General features: G+C 67.8%; 21 protein-coding genes and 2 tRNA genes. 7 read left to right on the top strand and 16 right to left on the bottom strand.

What is annotated here, in order from left to right:
- Positions 1 to 2: 2 nt before the first annotated feature.
- The 12 genes from trpD to pdxH all read right to left on the bottom strand — a co-directional run bounded on the left by trpD (position 3) and on the right by pdxH (position 9,235).
- Positions 3 to 1,016, bottom strand: coding sequence for an anthranilate phosphoribosyltransferase (trpD, locus tag ACE3Q6_RS01760; RefSeq protein WP_374427236.1), 1,014 nt, complete (start codon positions 1,014 to 1,016; stop codon positions 3 to 5).
- The gene (locus ACE3Q6_RS01755) at positions 1,013 to 1,600 is read right to left on the bottom strand and encodes an aminodeoxychorismate/anthranilate synthase component II (protein ID WP_374427233.1); all 588 of its coding nucleotides are present in this window, start codon (positions 1,598 to 1,600) and stop codon (positions 1,013 to 1,015) included. Before ACE3Q6_RS01755 ends, trpD begins: the two co-directional genes overlap by 4 nt.
- Before the next feature lie 222 nt (positions 1,601 to 1,822).
- Entirely contained in the window at positions 1,823 to 2,188 is a 366-nt protein-coding gene (locus tag ACE3Q6_RS01750; RefSeq protein ID WP_374427230.1) for a phosphomannose isomerase type II C-terminal cupin domain, read from the bottom strand.
- Between the two features lie 256 nt (positions 2,189 to 2,444).
- Complete coding sequence (tdh, locus tag ACE3Q6_RS01745) at positions 2,445 to 3,470, bottom strand: L-threonine 3-dehydrogenase (protein ID WP_374427631.1); 1,026 nt, start codon at positions 3,468 to 3,470, stop codon at positions 2,445 to 2,447.
- Positions 3,471 to 3,484: 14 nt separating this feature from the next.
- A complete protein-coding gene (locus ACE3Q6_RS01740) occupies positions 3,485 to 4,675 on the bottom strand; it encodes a glycine C-acetyltransferase (protein ID WP_374427228.1) in 1,191 nt (396 codons plus the stop codon).
- Positions 4,676 to 4,760: 85 nt separating this feature from the next.
- Complete coding sequence (locus ACE3Q6_RS01735; protein WP_374427225.1) at positions 4,761 to 5,312, bottom strand: helix-turn-helix domain-containing protein; 552 nt, start codon at positions 5,310 to 5,312, stop codon at positions 4,761 to 4,763.
- 110 nt (positions 5,313 to 5,422) lie between these two features.
- Entirely contained in the window at positions 5,423 to 6,826 is a 1,404-nt protein-coding gene (locus tag ACE3Q6_RS01730; protein ID WP_374427222.1) for a YdiU family protein, read from the bottom strand.
- Between the two features lie 146 nt (positions 6,827 to 6,972).
- A tRNA-Pro gene (locus ACE3Q6_RS01725) sits at positions 6,973 to 7,049 on the bottom strand.
- 59 nt (positions 7,050 to 7,108) lie between these two features.
- Complete coding sequence (locus ACE3Q6_RS01720) at positions 7,109 to 7,447, bottom strand: hypothetical protein (protein WP_374427219.1); 339 nt, start codon at positions 7,445 to 7,447, stop codon at positions 7,109 to 7,111.
- A 48-nt stretch (positions 7,448 to 7,495) separates the two neighbouring features.
- A complete protein-coding gene (locus ACE3Q6_RS01715; RefSeq protein WP_374427216.1) occupies positions 7,496 to 7,969 on the bottom strand; it encodes a DUF192 domain-containing protein in 474 nt (157 codons plus the stop codon).
- Positions 7,966 to 8,499: a cold-shock protein gene (locus tag ACE3Q6_RS01710; RefSeq protein WP_374427213.1), complete on the bottom strand. Its 534-nt coding sequence runs from the start codon at positions 8,497 to 8,499 to the stop codon at positions 7,966 to 7,968. Before ACE3Q6_RS01710 ends, ACE3Q6_RS01715 begins: the two co-directional genes overlap by 4 nt.
- A gap of 118 nt (positions 8,500 to 8,617) precedes the next feature.
- Complete coding sequence (gene pdxH / locus ACE3Q6_RS01705) at positions 8,618 to 9,235, bottom strand: pyridoxamine 5'-phosphate oxidase (RefSeq protein WP_374427210.1); 618 nt, start codon at positions 9,233 to 9,235, stop codon at positions 8,618 to 8,620.
- 97 nt (positions 9,236 to 9,332) lie between these two features.
- Here pdxH and fabI point away from each other — a divergent pair, with 97 nt between their 5' ends.
- From fabI to gpt, 3 genes are read left to right on the top strand one after another with little or no spacing between them, the layout of a single operon-like run.
- Entirely contained in the window at positions 9,333 to 10,163 is an 831-nt protein-coding gene (gene fabI / locus ACE3Q6_RS01700; RefSeq protein WP_374427207.1) for an enoyl-ACP reductase FabI, read from the top strand.
- 13 nt (positions 10,164 to 10,176) lie between these two features.
- The gene (locus tag ACE3Q6_RS01695) at positions 10,177 to 10,791 is read left to right on the top strand and encodes a LysE family translocator (protein WP_374427204.1); all 615 of its coding nucleotides are present in this window, start codon (positions 10,177 to 10,179) and stop codon (positions 10,789 to 10,791) included.
- Between the two features lie 10 nt (positions 10,792 to 10,801).
- On the top strand, positions 10,802 to 11,326 hold the full coding sequence (gene gpt, locus ACE3Q6_RS01690) for a xanthine phosphoribosyltransferase (protein WP_374427201.1): 525 nt from the start codon (positions 10,802 to 10,804) through the stop codon (positions 11,324 to 11,326).
- A gap of 3 nt (positions 11,327 to 11,329) precedes the next feature.
- Here the strand turns inward: gpt and ACE3Q6_RS01685 are convergent, their stop codons facing one another.
- Together ACE3Q6_RS01685 and ACE3Q6_RS01680 are read right to left on the bottom strand one after the other, a co-directional pair.
- Complete coding sequence (locus ACE3Q6_RS01685; RefSeq protein ID WP_374427198.1) at positions 11,330 to 11,629, bottom strand: type II toxin-antitoxin system RelE/ParE family toxin; 300 nt, start codon at positions 11,627 to 11,629, stop codon at positions 11,330 to 11,332.
- Positions 11,619 to 11,876: a type II toxin-antitoxin system ParD family antitoxin gene (locus ACE3Q6_RS01680; protein WP_374427195.1), complete on the bottom strand. Its 258-nt coding sequence runs from the start codon at positions 11,874 to 11,876 to the stop codon at positions 11,619 to 11,621. Before ACE3Q6_RS01680 ends, ACE3Q6_RS01685 begins: the two co-directional genes overlap by 11 nt.
- Before the next feature lie 138 nt (positions 11,877 to 12,014).
- Here ACE3Q6_RS01680 and ACE3Q6_RS01675 point away from each other — a divergent pair, with 138 nt between their 5' ends.
- From ACE3Q6_RS01675 to trpE, 3 genes are all read left to right on the top strand, one after another.
- On the top strand, positions 12,015 to 13,193 hold the full coding sequence (locus tag ACE3Q6_RS01675; protein ID WP_374427191.1) for an aminotransferase: 1,179 nt from the start codon (positions 12,015 to 12,017) through the stop codon (positions 13,191 to 13,193).
- A 109-nt stretch (positions 13,194 to 13,302) separates the two neighbouring features.
- Entirely contained in the window at positions 13,303 to 15,174 is a 1,872-nt protein-coding gene (locus ACE3Q6_RS01670) for a SurA N-terminal domain-containing protein (protein ID WP_374427186.1), read from the top strand.
- Positions 15,174 to 16,682: an anthranilate synthase component I gene (gene trpE, locus ACE3Q6_RS01665; protein ID WP_374427181.1), complete on the top strand. Its 1,509-nt coding sequence runs from the start codon at positions 15,174 to 15,176 to the stop codon at positions 16,680 to 16,682. The genes ACE3Q6_RS01670 and trpE overlap by 1 nt, the downstream gene beginning before the upstream one ends.
- A gap of 73 nt (positions 16,683 to 16,755) precedes the next feature.
- On the opposite strand, the gene ACE3Q6_RS01660 is transcribed toward trpE, so the two are convergent.
- Both ACE3Q6_RS01660 and ACE3Q6_RS01655 read right to left on the bottom strand, forming a co-directional pair.
- Positions 16,756 to 18,666, bottom strand: coding sequence for a divergent polysaccharide deacetylase family protein (locus tag ACE3Q6_RS01660; protein ID WP_374427176.1), 1,911 nt, complete (start codon positions 18,664 to 18,666; stop codon positions 16,756 to 16,758).
- A 203-nt stretch (positions 18,667 to 18,869) separates the two neighbouring features.
- Positions 18,870 to 18,943, bottom strand: a tRNA-Cys gene (locus ACE3Q6_RS01655).
- 129 nt (positions 18,944 to 19,072) lie between these two features.
- Here ACE3Q6_RS01655 and ACE3Q6_RS01650 point away from each other — a divergent pair.
- Positions 19,073 to 20,086 (top strand): SDR family NAD(P)-dependent oxidoreductase, encoded by a 1,014-nt coding sequence (locus ACE3Q6_RS01650; protein WP_374427173.1) that lies wholly within the window; start codon positions 19,073 to 19,075, stop codon positions 20,084 to 20,086.
- The last annotated feature ends 14 nt before the right edge of the window (positions 20,087 to 20,100 follow it).

The following is a 20,100-nucleotide window of genomic DNA, read 5'->3' as shown; positions in this document are numbered from 1 at the left end:
TCTCAGGCATTCGTCAGGCGGCGCAGGGCCTCGACCTTGGCTTTCGCGGCGCCGGAGTCGATGGACTCACGGGCCAACGCCACGCCTTCGGCCAGGGTTCCCGCCTTGTCGGCCACCACCAGCGCGGCGGCGGCGTTGAGGAGGACCGCGTCGCGGTAGGCGCCCGGCGCACCGTCGAGGAGGGCGCGGAAGGCTTGGGCGTTCTCGGACGGGGTGCCGCCGAGGATGGCTTCGAATGGGTGGGGCGCTAGGCCCGCGTCTTCCGGGTGGACGGTGAAGTCGCGAACCGCACCGTTTTCGACGGCGGAGACGGAGGTCGGGCCGCAGATGGTGATCTCGTCTGTTCCGTCCGAGCCGTGGACGAGCCAGGCTTTTTCGGACCCGAGAGTGAGAAGGGTTTCGGCCATCGGGCGGATCAGCGCGTCGGAGAAGGCCCCGGTCAGCTGGCGCTTGACCCCGGCGGGGTTGGTCAGGGGGCCGAGGATGTTGAAGATCGTCCGGGTCCCGAGTTCGGCGCGGACCGGCATCACGTGGCGGATCGCGGGGTGGTGCATCGGGGCCATCATGAAACCGATCCCGGCCTCGTGCAGGCAACGCTCCACGGCCTCGGGGCCGATCATGACGTTGAGGCCCATTTCGGTCAGGGCGTCGGCCGCACCCGATTTGGACGACAGGTTCCGGTTGCCGTGCTTGGCCACCGTCACGCCCGCGCCCGCGACGACGAAGGCGGTGGCGGTGGAGATGTTGAGCGTGCCCTTGCCGTCGCCCCCGGTGCCGACGATGTCCATCGCTCCGGCCGGAGCCTTCACCGCGTTGCACTTGGATCGCATGACGGAGGCCGCGGCGGCATATTCATCGACCGTCTCGCCCCGGGTCCGCAGCGCCATCAGGAAGCCGCCCATCTGGGCCGGGGTGCCTTCGCCCTCGAAGAGCGCGTTGAAGGCGGCTTCGGCCTCCTGGCGCGTCAGGGGGCGGTTGGCGGCGGTGCCGATCAGGGGCTTCAGGGTGTCGCTCATGCCGGGACCTTCGCGCGGGCTTCGTCCAGGAAGTTGCGGAGGAGCTGGTGGCCGTGTTCGGAGGCGATCGACTCCGGGTGGAACTGGACGCCCTCGATCAGGTGGTGCTTGTGGCGGAGGCCCATGATGGTGCCGTCTTCCAGCCAGGCGGTGACTTCGAGGTCCGCCGGAAGGGTGGCGCGGTCGACGACGAGGGAATGGTAGCGGGTGGCTTGGAAGGGCGAGGGCAGGCCGCGGAAGACGCCTTTGCCGGAATGGTGCATGGTGCCCATCTTGCCGTGGACGATCTCATGGCAGCGGACGACGTTGCCGCCGAAGGCCTCGCCGATTGTCTGGTGGCCGAGGCAGACGCCGAGGAGGGGAATCCCAGCCGTGGCGGCGGCTTTGGTCAGGGGCAGGCAGATCCCGGCGGCGGCAGGGTCGCAGGGGCCGGGGGAGAGGACGATGACTTCCGGGGCCATCGCGATCACGTCCTGGACCTGCAGGGCGTCGTTCCGTTTCACGACCACGTCCGCCCCAAGCTCGCCCAGGTAGTGGACGAGGTTGTAGGTGAAGCTGTCGTAGTTGTCGATCAGGAGGAGCATCGGTCTGACCCCGGGTTGTTGGGCTGGTTATCGCCGATGCGGGGGGCGGTGTAAACCGGGGTTTCCGGGGCGGCGTCCACACGGGACGGGTTTGCCGGTCTTGGGAAATCAAGGGGTTGGGCAGGGGAGTTTACGTGGTCTTTACCAAAGCGGTGGCTCATCGCTTCCTTCAGTCGCTCTTCGCGGGGTTATCGACGAACGACCGGAGGGAGGGAGGAGGTGTCAGTCGTGGTGCACCACGTCGTCTTCGCCGAGGTAGCAGCCGGTTTCCACGGCGATCAGGGTGACGGGCAGGCGTCCAGGGTTCTTGATCCGGTGCGGTTGGCCGAGGGGGATGTGGACGGCCTCGCCCTCGACCACCAGGCGGGAGCGGGCGTGCAGCGTGACTTCGGCTGTGCCTTCGACGACGACCCAGTGTTCGGATCGGTGGAGGTGGGACTGCAGCGCGGTGGTCTGGCCCGGGGCGAGGTGCAGCGCGCGGACGCGGAAGCGGCGGCCTTCGGTGAGGATCGGCGTGGTCGGGACCAGTTCGGCGGCGGTGAAGGCCAGGCGCGCCTCTGCAAAGCCTGCGGGGTGCGTTCCGTCCATGATCCTGCTCTCCTGTCCCATGCGGACATTGAGCCGGGAAATGGTTAGCAGTGTGTTAACGCCGTCGGGCCATTTCGGGGCATTTCGGGGGCGGCCTGGTCCCGGGCGCACCGGGACGGCTATCAAATCGAGCGCCTTGGCAGGCGCGAAGACCTTTTGTCTTGCGATCTTGCGTGAAGGACGCAAGATCGCTCGGGAATGCCTCCGGCGGGGATATTTGGAGCCAGGTGAAAGGGGACCTGGGTGGCGTGGGCCTTCAGGTCCAGTCCAGGACGACCTTGCCAGAGAGGCCTGAGCGCATGGCGGCGAAACCTTCCTGGAAATCCGAGACCTTGAAGCGGTGGGTGATGACGCGGCGGATGTTCAGGCCGTTTTCCAGCATGGCGATCATCTTGTACCAGGTCTCGAAGATCTCGCGGCCGTAGACGCCCTTGATGGTGATGGCCTTGAAGACGATGCGGCTCCAGTCGACCGGGGATTTTCCGGGCGGGATGCCGAGCATCGCGATGCGGCCGCCCATCACCATGTGCTCGACCATCTGGTCAAGGGCGGCTTGCGAGCCCGACATCTCCATGCCGACGTCGAAGCCCTGGGTCATGTGGAGGCCGTGGTAGACCGACTTCAGGTCCGTCGTGGCGACGTTCACCGGGACCACGTCGGCGACCTGGCCCGCGAGGTCGAGGCGGGCCTGGTTGATGTCGGTGATCACCACGTGGCGGGCGCCGACGTGCCGCGCGACGGCGGCGGCCATGATGCCGATGGGACCGGCGCCGGTGATGAGGACGTCCTCGCCGATCAGGTCGAAGGAAAGCGCGGTGTGGACGGCGTTGCCCAAGGGATCGAGGATCGCGCCGATCTCGTCATCGATGGCATCGGGCAGGGGGACGACGTTGAAGGCCGGGAGCCGCAGGTATTGCGCGAAGGCGCCGGGTTCGTTCACGCCGATGCCGCGGGTTTCGGGGTCGAGGTGGAACTTGCCCGACCGGCTTTGGCGCGAGGTCTTGCCGATCAGGTGGCCTTCGCCCGAGCAGCGTTGGCCGATCTCCAGCCCTTCGACGTTGCGGCCCTTGTCGACGATGATGCCCGCGAATTCGTGGCCGGTCACGAGGGGCACAGGGACGGTCTTCTGCGCCCAGGCGTCCCAGTTCCAGATGTGGATGTCGGTGCCGCAGATGCCGGTCTTGTGGATCTTGATGAGGACATCGTCGGGGCCGATCTCGGGGACGGGGCGGGTTTCCATCCAGAGGCCGGGTTCGGGCTTCGACTTGGCGAGGACGGTCATCTCGTTGGGGTGGGTCATTTGAGGACTCCGGTGGCGTGTCCCGCCTGGGTGAAGGCGTCGAGGGCGAAGTCGAGGTCTTCACGGGTGAGGGCTGCGTTCATCTGGGTGCGGATGCGGGCCTGGCCCTTGGGGACGACGGGGAAGAAGAAGGGCGCGACGTGGACGCCGCGGGTGTTGAGGTCGGCGGCCATGGCCTGCGCAAGTTTCGCGTCGCCGAGCATGACGGGGATAATCGGGTGCTCGCCGGGGAGGAGGGTGAAGCCTGCAGAGGTGAGGCCCGCGCGCCAGTATTGGGCGTTTTCGGTGAGCCTTTGGCGCAGGTCGTCGGCCTGTTCGACGATGTCGAGGGCGGCGAGGGCGGCGCCGACGACGGCGGGGGGGAGGGCATTGGAGAAGAGGTAGGGGCGGGCGCGTTGTCTCAGGAGGTCGATGACGGGTTGCGGGCCGGCGATGTAGCCGCCCAAGGCTCCGCCGAGGGCCTTGCCGAGGGTGCCGGTGAGGATGTCGACGGTGACCCCTGCGCGGGCGGGGGTGCCAGCGCCCTTGGGGCCGGTGAAGCCGGTGGCGTGGCAGTCGTCGACCATCACCATCGCGCCGTATTGGTCTGCGAGGGCGCGGATTTCGGGGAGCTTGGCGTAGTAGCCGTCCATCGAGAAGACACCGTCGGTGGCGATCAGGATGAAGCGGGCTCCGTCGGCTTTCGCGGCCTTGAGTTGGGCTTCGAGGTCGGTCATGTCGGAGTTGGCGTAGCGGTAGCGCTTGGCTTTGCAGAGGCGGATGCCGTCGATGATGCTGGCGTGATTGAGGGCGTCGGAGATGACGGCGTCTTCGGGGCCGAGGAGGGGTTCGAAGAGGCCGCCGTTGGCGTCGAAGCAGGCGGCGAAGAGGATTGTGTCGTCCTGGCCGAGGTATCGCGCGAGGCGGGTTTCCAGGCGGCGGTGCAGGTCCTGCGTGCCGCAGATGAAGCGGACCGAAGCCATGCCGAAGCCGTGGTCGTCCATTGCCTGCTTGGCGGCGGCGATCAGGCGGGGGTCGTCGGCGAGGCCGAGGTAGTTGTTGGCGCAGAGGTTCAGCATTTTGCGCCCGGCCATCTGCACGTGTGCGCCCTGGGCGCCGGTGATGAGGCGTTCGCGTTTCATCAGGCCGTCGGCCTCGATCTGGGCGAGGGTGGCGGTGATGTGGGCGAGGAAGCTCGAATCCGTCATGGCAGAACCCTTTCCGGTTTGGCGGAAAATGGCAGGTTGCGCGGCGCGTGTCAACTTGGCGGATAGGCCTCCGCCATAGTGGAAGTCAGCTGTCCTGGACGATCAGGATGGCGCGGGCCGGGCCATGGGCGGCGATCTGGTGCGGGCGGTCGGCGGGGTAACGGGCGACGTCTCCGGGGGCGAGGGTGTCGGTCGCGTCGCCGGAGGTGACGGTGAGGCGGCCTTCGAGGACCGTCAGGTGCTCGCGGCAGCCGGGGGAATGGGGGTCGGAGGTGAGCCTGGCGTCGGGGGCGAAGGCCAGTTCGTAGACCTCGTGGTGGCCGACGCTTTCGGGGGCGGAGAGGATGCGGATGGTGACGCCGTGGCGCTGGATCACGGGGGCCTGGGCGGCGCGGGTGACGTCGATGCCGGGGGCGGGGCGGCCTTCGAGGAGGCCCGCGAAGTCAAGCTGCAGCGCCTGGGTCAGGGCCCAGAGGGTGGCGACGGTGGGCGAGGATTCGCCACGTTCGATCTGGCTGACCATTGACCGCGAGACGCCAGAGAGCTTGGCGGCGGCGTCGAGCGACAGGCCGCGCGCTTTCCGGGCGGCGCGGAGGGAGGCGGCGAGGCGGTCGTGGATGTCGGAGCGGTCGGCCATGCGCGGCATGGTGGCCGGGAAGGGCGGAGGCGTCAATCTGGTCCGCTCGTCGATGACTTCGTCACTCCTCGCTCGCGACGAGAAGACGAAGTCGAACGAGGAGCCGCCGGTCAGGTGCCGCAGAAGGTCACGTATTGGCCGAAACCGGTGGGGGCGGGGAGGGTGTAGGGCTCGGTTTCGGTGAAGGGCTGCTGGATTGCGGCGAGGAGGGCGTGGAAGGGTGCCATGTCGCCGTCGGTGGCGGCGGTTAGGGCCTCTTCGACCTTGTGGTTGCGGGGGATCACCGCGGGATTCGCCTGTGCCAAACGTTCCGCCACGCCGTCGCCTGCGCGAGCGCGCCAGCGGGGGAGCCAGGCTTCCATCTTCTTGAAGTCGTCGAAGAGGGGGCGGAGGGTGGCCTCATCCGCGAGGCGGCGGAAAGTGAGGGTCCAGTCGGAGCCCTGGATCGCTTCCATCAGGTCGTCGGCGAGTTGGGCGTCGCCGTCGTCTTCCCCCACAAGGCCGAGCTTGCGGCGCATCACGGTGAGCCATTCGGCGCGGTAGCGCGGGGCGATGCCGGTCAGGCGGTCGTTGGCGATCTCGATGGCCTTGTCCTGGGACGGATCGAAGAGGGGCACCAGCGTCTCGGCAAGGCGCGCGAGGTTCCAGCCGAGGATCAGGGGCTGGTTGGCATAGGCGTAGCGGCCCTGGTGGTCGATGGAGGAGAAGACGGTGCCCGGCGCGTAGGCTTCCATGAAGGCGCAGGGGCCGTAGTCGATCGTCTCGCCACTGATGGCCATGTTGTCGGTGTTCATCACCCCATGGATGAAGCCGAGGCCCATCCAGTCGGCGATCAGCCGAGCCTGCCGGCCAATGACGGCGTCGAGGAGGGCGAGGTAGGGGTTCTCGGCCTGGGCGAGGTCGGGGTAGTGGCGCGCGATGGCGTAGTCGGCGAGCGCCTTGACCTTGTCGCCCTCGCCCCGCGCAGCGAAGAACTGGAAGGTGCCGACGCGCAGGTGGCTGGCGGCGACGCGGGCGAGGACCGCGCCGGGAAGCTTCGTCTCGCGCCAGATCTCTTGCCCCGTGGCCACGACGGCGAGCGAGCGGGTGGTGGGGACGCCCACGGCGGCCATGAATTCAGAGATCAGGTATTCGCGCAGCATCGGGCCGATGGCGGCCTTGCCGTCGCCGCCCCGGGAAAACGGGGTGCGACCGGAGCCCTTCAGCTGGATGTCGAAACGGCCCTGCGCGGTCACGACCTCTCCCAGAAGATGCGCGCGGCCGTCGCCGAGCTGGGGCGAGAAGCCGCCGAACTGGTGGCCGGCATAGGCCTGGGCGATGGGATCGGCCCCAGGGGGCAGCTCGGCACCCGAAAACCATGCGGCGGCCTCAGCATCGGTCAGCGACAGGCCGAGGTCATCCGCCAGGGTCCGGTTCAGCACCAGAAGCCGCGGGGCAGGGGCCACGTCGGGGGCCACCCGCAGATAGGTGCCGGGCAGGTCGCGGGCGTAGGAGTGGTCGAAGGCGATGGTCATCATGGCCCCTTTCACCAAAGGATATGAGCGCAAGGACCCTGTCGTGCAAGGCAGGGCAGGGCCAGGGCAAAATCCTTCGAAGGATTTTGGCAAAACTTTTCGAAAAGTTTTGCGCCCGGCGGGGAAGGCGGCGCGAGGGTCGGAAGTGGTCGGGGCGGAGGGATTCGAACTCTCGACCTACGGTACCCAAAACCGTCGCGCTACCAGACTGCGCTACGCCCCGACCGGGCTGACTTACAGGGGATCGGCGGGATTGAAAAGCCTTTGCTTGACGCCCCCCGATCACCCGCCTTCAGGCGGAAGAAGCGGCCAGACCTCCACCACGCCGTAGCAGATCGCGCAGGGGGTCTGCGCCACCTGCTCGATGGCGGCTTCCAGACTTTCGGCCTCGATCAGCGCAAAACCCGCGACCGGCAGGTCGGAGGTGAGGTAGGGGGCGTTCAGCACCTCGACCCCCGAGCCTTCCGGATTGCGCACCTGCACGGGTGCCCCGGCCATGCCCATCAGGGCACCACTAGAGACCAGGGCCGCGTCCTGTGCATGGGCTTTCTCCCGCTGGTCCTGCGGCGTGCGCTCGTACCCGGCACGGTCGCCGTAACCGATGGTCAGATAATGGGGCATCCCGTCTCCTCGCTTCAGCAAGGAACACCCGAGAAGCCTGCCAGGTTCCTAGTTTTCACAGGACCAGGCGGCGGTCTCTGCCGGGATGGCGGGATGGCGCATCACGGTGCCGGGGCCGATGCCCAGCTTCCCAGCAAGGCCCGCGTTGATCTCCAGCACGAACTGGACACCCTCGCCGCCGTCGATGGGCGTCAGGTCCCCGGGCACCGCCCCCGCATGGACGCGGGTGACGGTCCCCGACGCATCCGCGAAGACCATGTCCAGCGGAATGAGCGTGTTCTTCATCCAGAAGCTGACCCGGCGCGGGGCTTCGTAGACGAACAGCATGCCCTCCGACAGCGGCATCGCCTCGACGAACATCAGGCCCTGCGCCCGCTCGGCACCGTCGTCGGCAACCTTGACCGCAAAGCTTTCCTTGCCCCCGTCCCAGCGCAGGTCCAGCCGGTCGGGCGCGCAGACGGCCTCGGCCCAGGCGGCACCGGGCAGGAGCACGACGAGGCCGAGGGTCCGCAGCAGCTTCATGGCTTGTCGCGCGCCGCGGCTTCCCAGGACACGACCTGGATCGCCATGCGGCCCCGTTTGCCCTCGATGATGCGCAAGGCCACCGCCTCGCCGGCCTGCAGGTCGGCAAAGCCCGAGACGCGCAGCACCTCGGCATGGATGAACACATCCTCGGCGCGGCCGAAGACGTTTGCGAAACCGAAGCCCTTGCCCTTGTCGAACCATTTCACGCGGGCGGGTTCCAGCGGCAGGGCGAGGATATCCTCGCTGACCATCTGGGCCGCGTCCTCGCCAAAAGGCACGACGACGCCTTCCGGCGGATCGATCCGCAGGACTTCGACAGCCTGTACGCCACGCTGGGTCCGCTGCACACGGACCTCGATACCTGCACCATCAGCAACTGACCCTTGCCCGAAGTTCCGAAGAACGTTCGCGTGCAAGAGTATATCCGCATCCGTCTGGTCAGAAACTATGAACCCGAACCCCTTGGTGGGATCAAACCACTTAACGCGACCATGCACGACCTGCATGACCTCATCTTCTTCCGACATTGTCAGAGCCTTCTCCCCAGAATGAGCCCTTAGGCGGCACAGATGGCGGGAAAGTTAACCGGTGATCAAGGGCAAATGTGCCCACTCATTGCATAAACTTCTTCAAGTGTCGGAATTTCTAAGGATTCAGTCTTTGGACATTCCAATCGTGGGAAAGCTGTTCGCGGTACCAGCGAAAGCGGTCATGCAACCGGAACGCGCCATCCGCCCAGAATTCGATCTCGACGGGTCGAATCCGGAAGCCGCCCCAGAAGGGCGGCCGGGATGGATTCGGGCCCTGCATAAGCGCCTGCTTAGCCGCTTCGCCCATCAGCGCCTCGCGCGAAGAGAGCGGTTGCGACTGCTTGCTGGCCCAGGCGCCGATGCGGGATTTCAGGCTTCGGCTGGCGTAGTAGGCGTCGGCCTGCGGTCCCTCCTCGCGGGTCACATGGCCGCGGACCCGGATCTGACGGCGGAGCGACTTCCAGTGCAGCACGAAGGCCGCCTTGCCCGAGGCCGCGATCTCCTGCCCCTTCTTCGAGGTGTAGTTGGTGTAGAAGACGAAGGCGCCGCCACCCTCGCCGCCGACCTCGATCTCTTTCAGCAGGACCATGCGGACATTGGGCATCCCCTGGTCGTCCACCGTCGCCAGCGCGATCGCGTTGGGGTCGTTCGGCTCGGAGGCCTCGGCCTCGGTCAGCCAGGATTGCGCCAGCACGAAGGGGTCGCTGCCCGCGAAGATGCCCGATCGGTCCATGAGAGACTCCTTCCCTGGCGGCAAGGACCTGCCTTGAAGGGCGGCCCGGCTTCGCCTACACGTCATTGCCAACGAAAAGGTGGGCGAGGGGTCAGGAATGTCAACCGGACTTATGCAGGGCAAGCGCGGCCTGATCATGGGGCTTGCGAACGACAAGTCCATCGCCTGGGGCATCGCCCAGGCCGTGGCGGCGCAGGGGGCGGAGCTTGCCTTCAGCTATCAGGGCGAAGCGCTGAAGAAGCGGGTCGAGCCCCTGGCGGAAAGCCTGGGCACGCCTAAGCTTTTCGAATGCGACGTGGCGAGCGATGAAAGCATCGATGCGCTCTTCACCGCGCTGAAGGCGGACTGGGGGCAGATCGACTTCCTGGTCCATGCCATCGGCTTTGCCGACAAGAACGAGTTGCGCGGCCGCTACGTCGACACCTCGCGCGCGGGCTTTGCACTGGCGATGGACATTTCGGTCTACAGCTTCACCGCGGTCTGCCAGCGCGCGGCGGCGATGATGGGCCCGGGCGGAAGCCTGCTGACGCTGACCTATTTCGGGGCCGAGAAGGTCATGCCGCATTACAACGTGATGGGGGTGGCCAAGGCCGGGCTGGAGGCTTCGGTCAAGTACCTGGCCGAGGATCTGGGCAAGGACGGCATCCGCGTCAACGCGATCTCGGCGGGCCCGATCAAGACCTTGGCCGCGAGCGGCATCGGCGATTTCCGCTACATCATGCGCTGGAACGAGCTGAACTCGCCCTTGCGCCGCAACGTCACGCAGGAGGAGGTCGGCAAGGCGGCGCTTTACTTGCTGTCGGACCTTGGCTCTGGCACCACGGGCGAGAACCTGCATGTGGATGCGGGCTACCATGTCGTCGGCATGAAGGCGATCGACGCGCCGGACATCGACATTGTCACCGGGAAGAAGGAAGGCGGCCAGTGAGCCGCCAGCGGTCATGAGCCTGGCGGCCTTCCTGGCCTTTGCGGGCCTGGTGCTGTTTGCCGTGGTCTCGCCCGGCCCGGCCGTCCTCATGTCTGCGCGCACCGGGCTGACAGAGGGCTTTCGCACCGGCGTCATGCTCGCGCTGGGCATCGCGACCGGGGCGGTCTTCTGGGCGCTGGCGGCGATGTTCGGGCTGCACCTGATCTTCGACGCGGCGCCCTCGCTTCTTTGGGCGCTCAAAATCGGCGGGGCGGCCTATCTTCTGTGGATGGGCTGGCACCTCTGGCGCGACGCGAAAACGCCTTTCGTCGCCGAGGATGCGCGGCCCGTCCCGCGGTCGCCCTTCGCGGCCTTTCGGCTGGGCCTCTGGACCAACCTGTCCAATCCCAAGGCCGTGGTCATCTATTCCTCGATCTTCCTTGGCACCATCAGCCCCGGCACGCCGACCTGGATCCTCGCCAGCCTGATCGCGATGATCCTTGTGATGGAGACCGCCTGGAACAGTCTTGTCGCCCGCATCTTTTCGCTCGACCGCACCCGGGCGGCCTATATCAGCCTGAAAACCGTGATCGACCGCTGCTTCGGGGCCGCACTCGCGCTCCTCGGCGTGAAGATCGTTGCCACCTGAGGAGCCGCCGATGTCCGCCGACCGCCTGCCGCATGAAAAGGGATTTCACGTCAGCTGGGACCAGATCCATCGCGATGCCCGCGCGCTGGCCTGGCGGCTGGATGGCAAGGGACCGGGTGAGGGCGGCACCTGGAAGGCCGTGGTGGGCATTACCCGCGGCGGCCTTGTCCCCGCGATGATCGTCAGCCGGGAACTCGACATCCGGGTCGTCGACTCGATCTCGGTCAAGTCCTACCACTCCGGCGGCGGCAAGCAGGACCAGCGGCGCGAGGCGCAGGTCATCAAGGCCCCGAACGCCGAGGTGATGGGCGACGGCACGGGTGTCCTGATCGTCGACGACCTGGTGGACTCGGGCAAGACGCTGGAGCTGATCCGCAAGCTTTACCCCAAGGCGCATTTCGCCTGCGTCTACGCCAAGCCCGAGGGCGAGAAGCAGGCCGACACCTACATCACCAGCGTCAGCCAGGACACCTGGATCTTCTTCCCCTGGGACATGGCCTTGCAATACGTCCAGCCCATGCGCGGGTCGGACTGACCCCTAGTCGTGCAGATGCCGGTCCACATCCTGCGCCGAATGCAGGATGCGGATGACCTCCAGCCGGTCGGGCAGGTCGCGGTACCAGATGACGTGCGAGCCGCAGGGGCGTTTCAGCAATCCCGGACGCACCGTGTCCGGACGACCCTTGCGGAGGCCTGACGCAAGCCCCTCGATCTCGGCCACAAGGCTGCGGTGGTAACGGTCTGCCTGCGCGCGGGACCAGGTGTCGAAGGTGTAGAACCAGATGCCTTCCAGGTCCAAGTTGGCCCTTGGCGACAGCCGGTAAGGCTTACTTGCCATGCTTTGCGTCATACTTCGCATGCATCCGGGCCAGGAATGCCTCGCTGTCGAAGGGTTGTGGCTCCCCCGACTCCTCGCCCTCGATCAGCGCCGCTTCCAGCGCCTTCACCTTCGCTTCATGCTCCTGTAACAGCCGCAGGCCCGCGCGGACGACCTCGCTGGCGGAGCCGTAGCGGCCGGACTTCACCTCGGTGTCGATGAAGGCGGTGAAGTGGTCGCCAAGCGAGATCGAGGTGTTGCGGGGCATGGGCGCTGGTCCTTCTGAAGCTTCCCGCAAGACTATACCAGCAAGTACCAAAATCCAATACACCCCTTGCGACGAGGGGGCTTGCAACTCTCTGCCATCCGGGGACACTTCGGGCGACCTGCCACGAATGGACCGACCATGACCCTGCCGCTGAACCCCGCATTCGCCGCCACCGAGCCGCCTCCGGTGATGGAGGCGCGCCGCTGGATCCAGGGGGTCACCTTCCCGGCCGACCGCCCGCTGATCAACATCAGCCAGGCCGCGCCGGTGGACAGCCCGCCCCTGGGCCTGCGCCAGGCGCTGGCCGATGCGGCGCTGAACGATCCGAACGCGCATCTTTACGGGCCGGTCCTGGGCCTGCCGGCGCTTCGGGAGGAAATCGCGACGCAATGGTCGGCGACCTATGGCGGCCGTATCAGCCCCGAGCAGGTGGCCATCACCCAAGGCTGCAACCAGGCCTTCTGCACCGTCATGGCGACCCTCGCCGGACCGGGGGACGAGGTGATCCTGCCGACGCCCTGGTACTTCAATCACAAGATGTGGCTCGACATGGCGTCGGTGAAGACCGTGGCGCTGGACACCGGACCGACGCTCATCCCCTCGGCCGAGGCCGCCGCGCAGCTCATCACCGACCGCACACGGGCCATCGTGCTGGTCAGCCCCAACAACCCCGGCGGGGTGGAGTACCCGGCCGAGACGCTGGCCGCCTTCCGCGACCTCTGTCGCGCAAAGGGCCTGGCCCTCATCGTGGACGAGACCTACCGCGACTTCGACAGCCGCTCTGGAGCGCCGCACGACCTGTTCCAGGACCCGGACTGGGACGACACGCTCATCCAGCTTTACAGCTTCTCCAAGGCCTACCGCCTGACAGGGCACCGGGTCGGGGCCATCGTTGCCTCCACCGCGCGTCTGGCCGAGGCGGAAAAGTTCCTCGACACCGTGGCGATCTGCCCCAGCCAGCTTGGCCAGATCGGCGCGCTTTGGGGGATGCGGAACCTCGCGCAGTGGCTTGCGGGGGAACGGGACGAGATCCTGGCCCGCCGCCGCGCGATGGAGGAAGGGTTCAAATCCCTGCCGGATTGGAAGCTTCTGGGCTGCGGCGCTTATTTCGCCTATGTCGAACATCCTTTCGACATGGCCTCGGATGCGCTGTGCAAACGGCTGGTGACGGAAGCCTCGCTTCTGATGCTGCCGGGGACCATGTTCCAGCCCGAAGGCTCCGAGGCCGGCAAGCGCCAGATCCGCATCGCTTTTGCCAACGTGGATGCAAAGGGCATCGCCGAGGTGATACGGCGGCTGCAGGCCTTCCGGCCTTGATCTTGCTGACGGCCGCGTGACCCTGCGCGGGGTTCGGCCATCTTGATCTTGCCCCCCTGCGGGGTTCCCACTATTCACCGTGCCAGAACCATTCAGAGGGCCCGAACTCATGGCGAAGACCCCGACCGAAGACGGCAAGCGCCCGCGTGGCGCGGTGAAGGAGGTTGCGGTCTGGACCCTGATGGGGATGCTGATCCTGGGCCTCGGCGGCTTTGGCGTGACCAGCTTCTCGGGCGGGGTGACCAGGGTCGCCAGCGTCGGCGACATCGACGTGACGACCGACGACTACGCCCGTGCGCTGCAGACGCAGGTCAACGCCTTCAGCCAGCAGTTGGGCCAGCAGCTGTCCATGCAGGAGGCGCTGGCCTTCGGCATCGACAAGCAGGTGCTGCAGGACGTGCTGACCCGTGCAGCGCTGGACAACGAGGCGCAGCGGGTGGGCCTGTCTGTCGGCGACGGGGTCGTGGCGGCCGAGTTGATGGGGATGGACGCCTTCAAGGGCGTCTCGGGCAGCTTCGACCGCGAGGCCTACCGCTTTGCGCTGGATCGCAACAACCTGTCGGAAACCGAGTTCGAGACCAACCTGCGCCGCGACATCAGCCGCGAGCTTCTGCAGGGCGCCGTGGCGGGGGGCTTTGCCGCCCCCGCGCCGCTGACCGAGACGCTTTACGCCTGGGTGGGCGAGCGGCGGGGCTTCTCCATGCTGCGGCTGGGCGAGGGGGACCTGACCGCCCCCGTGGCCGAACCGACCGACGACGAGCTGAAGGCGCATTACGACGCCCAACTTGACCGCTTCACCAAGCCCGAGGCCAAGCGGATCACCTATGCGGCCCTGCTGCCCGAAGCCATCGCCAAGGACCAGCCGGTCGATGACGCGACGCTGCAGAAGCTCTATCAGGATCGCATCTCCGAATTCGTGATCCCGGAACGGCGGATCGTCGAGCGGCTGGTCTATCCCGACCAGGCGGCGGCCGAGGCGGCGAAAGCGAAGCTGGATGCCGGCACTTCGTTCGAGGACCTCGTGGCCGAACGTGGGCTGACGCTGGACGCCATCGACATGGGCGATATGTCGAAGGAAGAGCTGGGTGCCGCGGGCGAGGCGGTCTTTGCCACGGCTGAAGGGCAAGTGGCGGGCCCGGCGGAGAGCGACCTTGGACCGGCGCTTTACCGGGTTGTCTCGGTCCTGGCGGCCGAGGAGACCAGCTTCGAGGACGCCCGCGAGACGCTGGCGATCGAGATCCAGACCGATGCCGCGCGGCGGCTGATCGCGGATCAGGTCGAAAGCATCGACGACCTGCTTGCGGGTGGCGCGACGCTGGAGGATCTGGGCAAGGAGATGGGCCTGGCGGTCGCCACCATCGACTATGTGCCGGGCCAGCAGGGCGAGGCCGCGATCGAAGGCTACCCCGCCTTCCGCGAGGCTGCCGATGCCGTGCAGGAAGGCGATTTCGCCGAGGCCGTCCTTCTGGACGATGGCGGCGTGGTGGCCCTGCGACTGGACGAGATCGTCCCTGCCGCGCCGATCCCCTTCGACGAGGCGAAGGACCAGGTGGCCGAGGACTGGCGGAAGGAGGCCACCACGGCGGCGCTTGCGGCCCGGGCGGCCGAGATCAAGGCCGAGGTCGAGGGCGGCGCTGCCATCGGCAGCTTCGGGATCGTCGACGTGACGCCCGAAACCGCTCGGTCGGGCTTCGTGGCCAATGCGCCGGAAACGCTGGTGGCCGATGTCTTCAAGATGGCCGAGGGCGAGGTCAAGGTGATGGAAGCTCCGGGCTTCGTCGCCGTGGTGAAGCTGGACCGCATCCTGCCCGCCGCGACCGAGGGCGAGGACGCCGAGGCGACGCGCGAGGCGCTGGCGGCGCAGGCCCGGCAGGCGATCGCTCAGGATGCTTTCGCGGCCTTCACCAACGCGCTGACCGCCGAGGCCGGGATCTCGCTGGACCAGGCGGCGATCAACGCCGTCCACACGAGCCTGCCCTGATGCAGCTGTCCCCCAGTTTTGCCGAGTTCGAGGCGGGTTGGAACGCCGGGAAGAACCAGATCGTCTGGGCGCGGCTCGCGGCTGACCTCGACACGCCGGTCAGTCTGATGCTGAAGCTGGGCGACGCCCGCGCCGATACCTTCATGCTGGAATCGGTGACGGGCGGCGAGGTCCGGGGCCGCTATTCCATCGTCGGCATGAAGCCGGACCTTGTCTGGCAGTGCCACGGCGAGAAAAGCCGCATCAACCGCGAGGCGCGCTTCGACCGGCAGTCGTTCACTGACCTTGCCGGCCACCCGCTGCAGACCCTGCGTGACCTGCTGGCGGAATGCCGGATCGAGATGCCGGAAGGGCTGCCCGCGGTCTCGGCGGGGCTCTTCGGCTATCTCGGCTATGACATGATCCGGCTGGTCGAAAACCTGCCGCAAGTGAACCCCGACCCGCTGGCGCTGCCCGACGCGGAACTGATCCGCCCCTCGGTCGTCGCCGTGCTGGACGGCGTGAAAGGCGAGGTCACGGTCGTTGCCCCCGCCTGGGTCGCGGGCGGGTTGTCGGCCCGTGCTGCCTATGCCCAGGCGGCCGAGCGGGTGATGGACGCGCTCCGCGACCTCGACCGCGCGCCTTCGGCCGCACGCGACCTGGGCGAGACGGCCCCGGTCGGCGAGGCCAGGTCGAACTTCACGCATGAGGGATACAAGGCCGCGGTCGAGAAGGCCAAGGAATACATCCGCGCGGGCGACATCTTCCAGGTCGTGCCCTCCCAGCGCTGGTCGCAGCGCTTCGAACTGCCGCCCTTCGCGCTCTACCGCTCCTTGCGGCGGACGAACCCCTCCCCCTTCATGTTCTTCTTCAACTTCGGCGGCTTCCAGGTCGTCGGCGCCAGCCCCGAGATCCTCGTGCGCCTGCGCGACGGCGAAGTCACGATCCGCCCCATCGCAGGGACCCGCAAGCGCGGCGCAACGCCGGAAGAGGACAAGGCGCTGGAACTGGACCTGCTGGCCGATCCGAAGGAACGGGCCGAGCACCTGATGCTTCTCGACCTTGGCCGCAACGACGTGGGCCGGGTGGCGAAGGTCGGAACCGTGCGGCCCACAGAGACCTTCATCATCGAACGCTACAGCCACGTCATGCATATCGTGTCGAACGTGGTGGGCGAGATCTCGGACGGCGAGGACGCTCTGTCGGCGCTGCTCGCGGGCCTGCCTGCGGGCACCGTCTCGGGCGCGCCCAAAGTCCGCGCGATGGAGATCATCGACGAGCTGGAGCCGGAAAAGCGCGGCGTCTACGGCGGCGGCGTTGGCTATTTCGCGGCCAACGGCGAAATGGATTTCTGCATCGCGCTGCGCACGGCGGTGGTGAAGGACGGCCAACTATACATCCAGGCGGGCGGCGGCGTGGTCTATGACAGCGATCCCGAGGCCGAATACCAGGAAACCGTCAACAAATCCAACGCGCTGCGCCGAGCGGCCGAGGATGCGGGCCGCTTCGCCGGGCGCGGGAACAGCTGACGACGCCTTCCCGCGCGTCGGTTGTCGTCGGTCAGCGGGGTGACCGACGAAATTTCCTTGGGCCGGCCCGGGTCTACTCGACCGTCAGGACCGCCGTGACCGGCGCCAAGGCCACCATCGCGGCCTTGCCTTCGACGGTCCATTCCAGCAGCGCGGCCACGGTCGCCGGGTCCGCTGTGCCCACGACGCTGGCCCGGCCGTCCTGTCCGGCCTTGAACACTGCCCGGTCCAGAAGCCGGCGCACGGCGCCCGCGTCTGCCCCGGTCGAACCGATGTCGCGGAAGATCAGCCCGGCCTCCAGGTCCTCGCGCCGTGCGACCTGGTCGGCGGCGTTCAGTCCCTGGTCCCAGGTCAGAAGGCCGCGGCCCTGCGCCTTGAGGATTGGCACCACCGTCGCCGCCAGCGGACGGCGGTTCTGGAACGACGGCTCCGCCGTGTCCATGACCGCCACGGCCTCGGGCAGGCCCTGTTCCATCGACTGGAAGGCCACCTCGACATCGGCGGGCATCGCGCCCTCGGCAATGCCGGTGACCAGCATCACCACTTCCTTGCCCGCCGCCCGGTAGATCGCCGCATGCTGCGCCGAGGCAGGGTCCAGCGGGTCGAGCGCGAAACTGACCGGGAAGGGCAGGGCGGCAAGGCCGGCGCGGTCAAGCTCGGCGCGGCCGTCGTCGATCAGGACGATGGCGAAGGGGGGCTTGCCGTCCGGGTTGTCGAAGGTTGCGGCGAACTGGGCAATCGGGCGCGGATCGGCGGGCACGGCGGCGGGATCGGTGGCCGGATCGGTTGCCGGTTCGGTCGCCGCCTCGCTGGCACGTGGCAGGCCGGGCGCCGGCTTGAAGGTGGAACTGCGCGGCTCGGGCTCTGCCGTCTCGCCGGGAAGCGGGGCGGGTTTGGTGCCCGGCATCCTGGGTTCGGCAGTCTCGGGGGCCGGCATGGTGGCTTCCGGGGCGGCATCATCCGCCGGGGCGGGCTCTGCCGGCATCGCATCGGCGACAGACGCTTCGGTGGCCGGGGCTTCGGCTTCCAGAGCGGGCTCGGCAGCGGACTCCGGAGCCGGATCCACCGTTGCCACCTCGGGCGCGGGCGCTTCTACAGCCGGAGCGGGCTCGACCTCCTGCGGCGCGGGCTCGGCGGGAGCGGCCTCAGCTACCTCGGGTTCCGGAGCAGGCTCCTCTGCGGTCACGGGGGCGGTCGCCTCGGCGGGTGTCGGCTCGGTCGCCGGTTCGGCAGGCGCAGGCTCGGCGGCGGGCACATCTTCTGGCGCCAGCTCTGCGGGCGCGGGATCGACCGTCTCAGGCAAGGTCGCCTCGGGGGCAGCCTCGGCCAGCACGGTCTCTACCGGCGCTGCGGGGGCCTCGGCGGCCGCGTCCGCGACGGTTTCGGCGGGCTTCGACGGCTCGGGCAGGGTTTCCGGCGCCGCGACTTCGGAGGCCGCGGGGGCGACCGGTTCGGCCAGTTCGGCGACCTCGGCCGTCGGGGCGGCGGCAGTCGTGTCGACGGCGGGTTGTTCCTCGGCCGGGGCCTCGGCCACCTCTTGCGCGGGGGCGGGTTCGGCGGGCGCGGCCGCTTCGGCCGGGGCTTCGACTGCAGGTGCCGCGGCCTCGGCTTCGGCAGCGTCGTCCACGGCGGTCGCCTCGGCGCTGGCGGCCTCGGCTGGTTCCGAGGCGGGCTCGGCCTCTGCCGCGGGCATGGTCACGGTCTGGGCTTCAACTGTCCCGGTCTCGGCCGCGACCTCGGCCGCTGCCTCCGCAGCGGTCGCTTCGGCGCTTTCGCCTCCAGCTTCTGCGGTCTCGGCCGGCGCAGGCGTCGCTTCGGCGCCGGCATCCACATCCGCCGCCGCGGGCGCTGTCACCGGTTCGGAAACGGCCGAGGGGGCGTTGTCGTTGGCCGGCGTGACCGGAAACAGCGCCGATGCGATGACGAGGCCGCCAGTGACCACAAGGCCCCCGGACACCATGCCAAGAAGGAATTTGCCGACCACCACTGCCTCCGCCTTTACGCCCTTGCGACCGTTGCGAAGCCGGCACGCCGCCTGCCCCTGTCGGATCGCCTGTTTCCGACGCTGTTCTTGCCTGGCCGCACTATAGCCGCAGGCCACGCCGGCTTCACGCGTTTTTCCACAGATGCTCAACAAGTTGCCTGCACCGTGGCAGGCGGGCAATTCCGGTGTCGGAAAGGGGGGAGTGGAGGCGGGTACCGGAATCGAACCGGTCTTCACGGATTTGCAATCCGCTGCGTAACCTCTCCGCCAACCCGCCGCGAAGGTGGGGGAGGGATAGCGGATAGGGCAGGCGGCTGCAAGGGCTTCCTGGGGCCGGGGTGGCAGGCTTGACTTGGCAGGGGACCACGGTGATTGTCCCGCGCAAGGGCAGGGGCAGGGCGCGCGCGTGCAGAGGATCCTCATCACCGGAAGCGCGGGCTTCATCGGTTTCCACCTCGCGCGGCAGCTTCTGGCGGCGGGCCACCGGGTGCATGGCTACGACGGGCTGACCCCCTATTACGATGTCGCGCTGAAGGAAAAGCGCCACGCGATGCTGAAGGCGATGCCCGGCTTCACCGCGACCGAAGCGCTGGTCGAGGACGTGGAAACGCTGGACCGCGCAGGCGCGGACTTCGCGCCCGATGTCATCATCCACCTCGCGGCGCAGGCCGGGGTCCGCTACAGCCTGACCCATCCCCGGTCGTATATCGAGACGAACTTCACCGGCAGTTTCAACGTGTTGGAGCTGGCGAAGCGGCAGAAGGTCCGCCATCTGCTGATCGCGTCCACCTCCTCGGTCTACGGCGCGAACCCCGAGATGCCGTTTCATGAGACCGACCGCGCCGACCATCCGCTGACCGTCTATGCCGCCACCAAGAAGGCGGTCGAGGGGCTGGCGCATTCCTATGCCCATCTGTGGGGCCTGCCCGTCACGCTCTTCCGCTTCTTCACCGTCTATGGCGCCTGGGGCCGCCCGGACCTCGCCTACTTCAAGTTCGCCAAGGCCATCCTCCAGGGCACGCCCATCGACGTCTACAACCACGGCGAGCTCTGGCGCGACTTCACCGCCGTCGAGGATCTGGTCGAAGGCGTCTTGCGCCTGATCCCCCTTGCCCCCTCGGCACCCAGCGCACGTGGCGCGACGGTCGAGGGCGACAGCCTGTCTCCCATAGCGCCCTGGCGGGTCGTCAACATCGGCAACAACGACAAGATCCACCTGATGGACTTCATCCGCACGCTGGAGACGCTCCTCGGCCGCAAGGCGGTGTTGAACCTGATGCCGATGCAGCCCGGCGACGTGCCCGCGACCTGGGCGGATTGCTCGCTCTTGGAACGCCTCACCGGCTTCAAGCCCGAGACCGACCTTGCCACCGGGCTTGCCCGTTTCGTAGACTGGTACCGCGACTATGCCCGCGCCTGACTGGCCTTACCGGC

Source organism: Tabrizicola sp., from assembly GCF_041913445.1.
GTDB lineage: Bacteria > Pseudomonadota > Alphaproteobacteria > Rhodobacterales > Rhodobacteraceae > Tabrizicola.
Note: the sequence above shows the minus strand (reverse complement) of the source record. Positions and strands in the feature narration are given on the sequence as shown.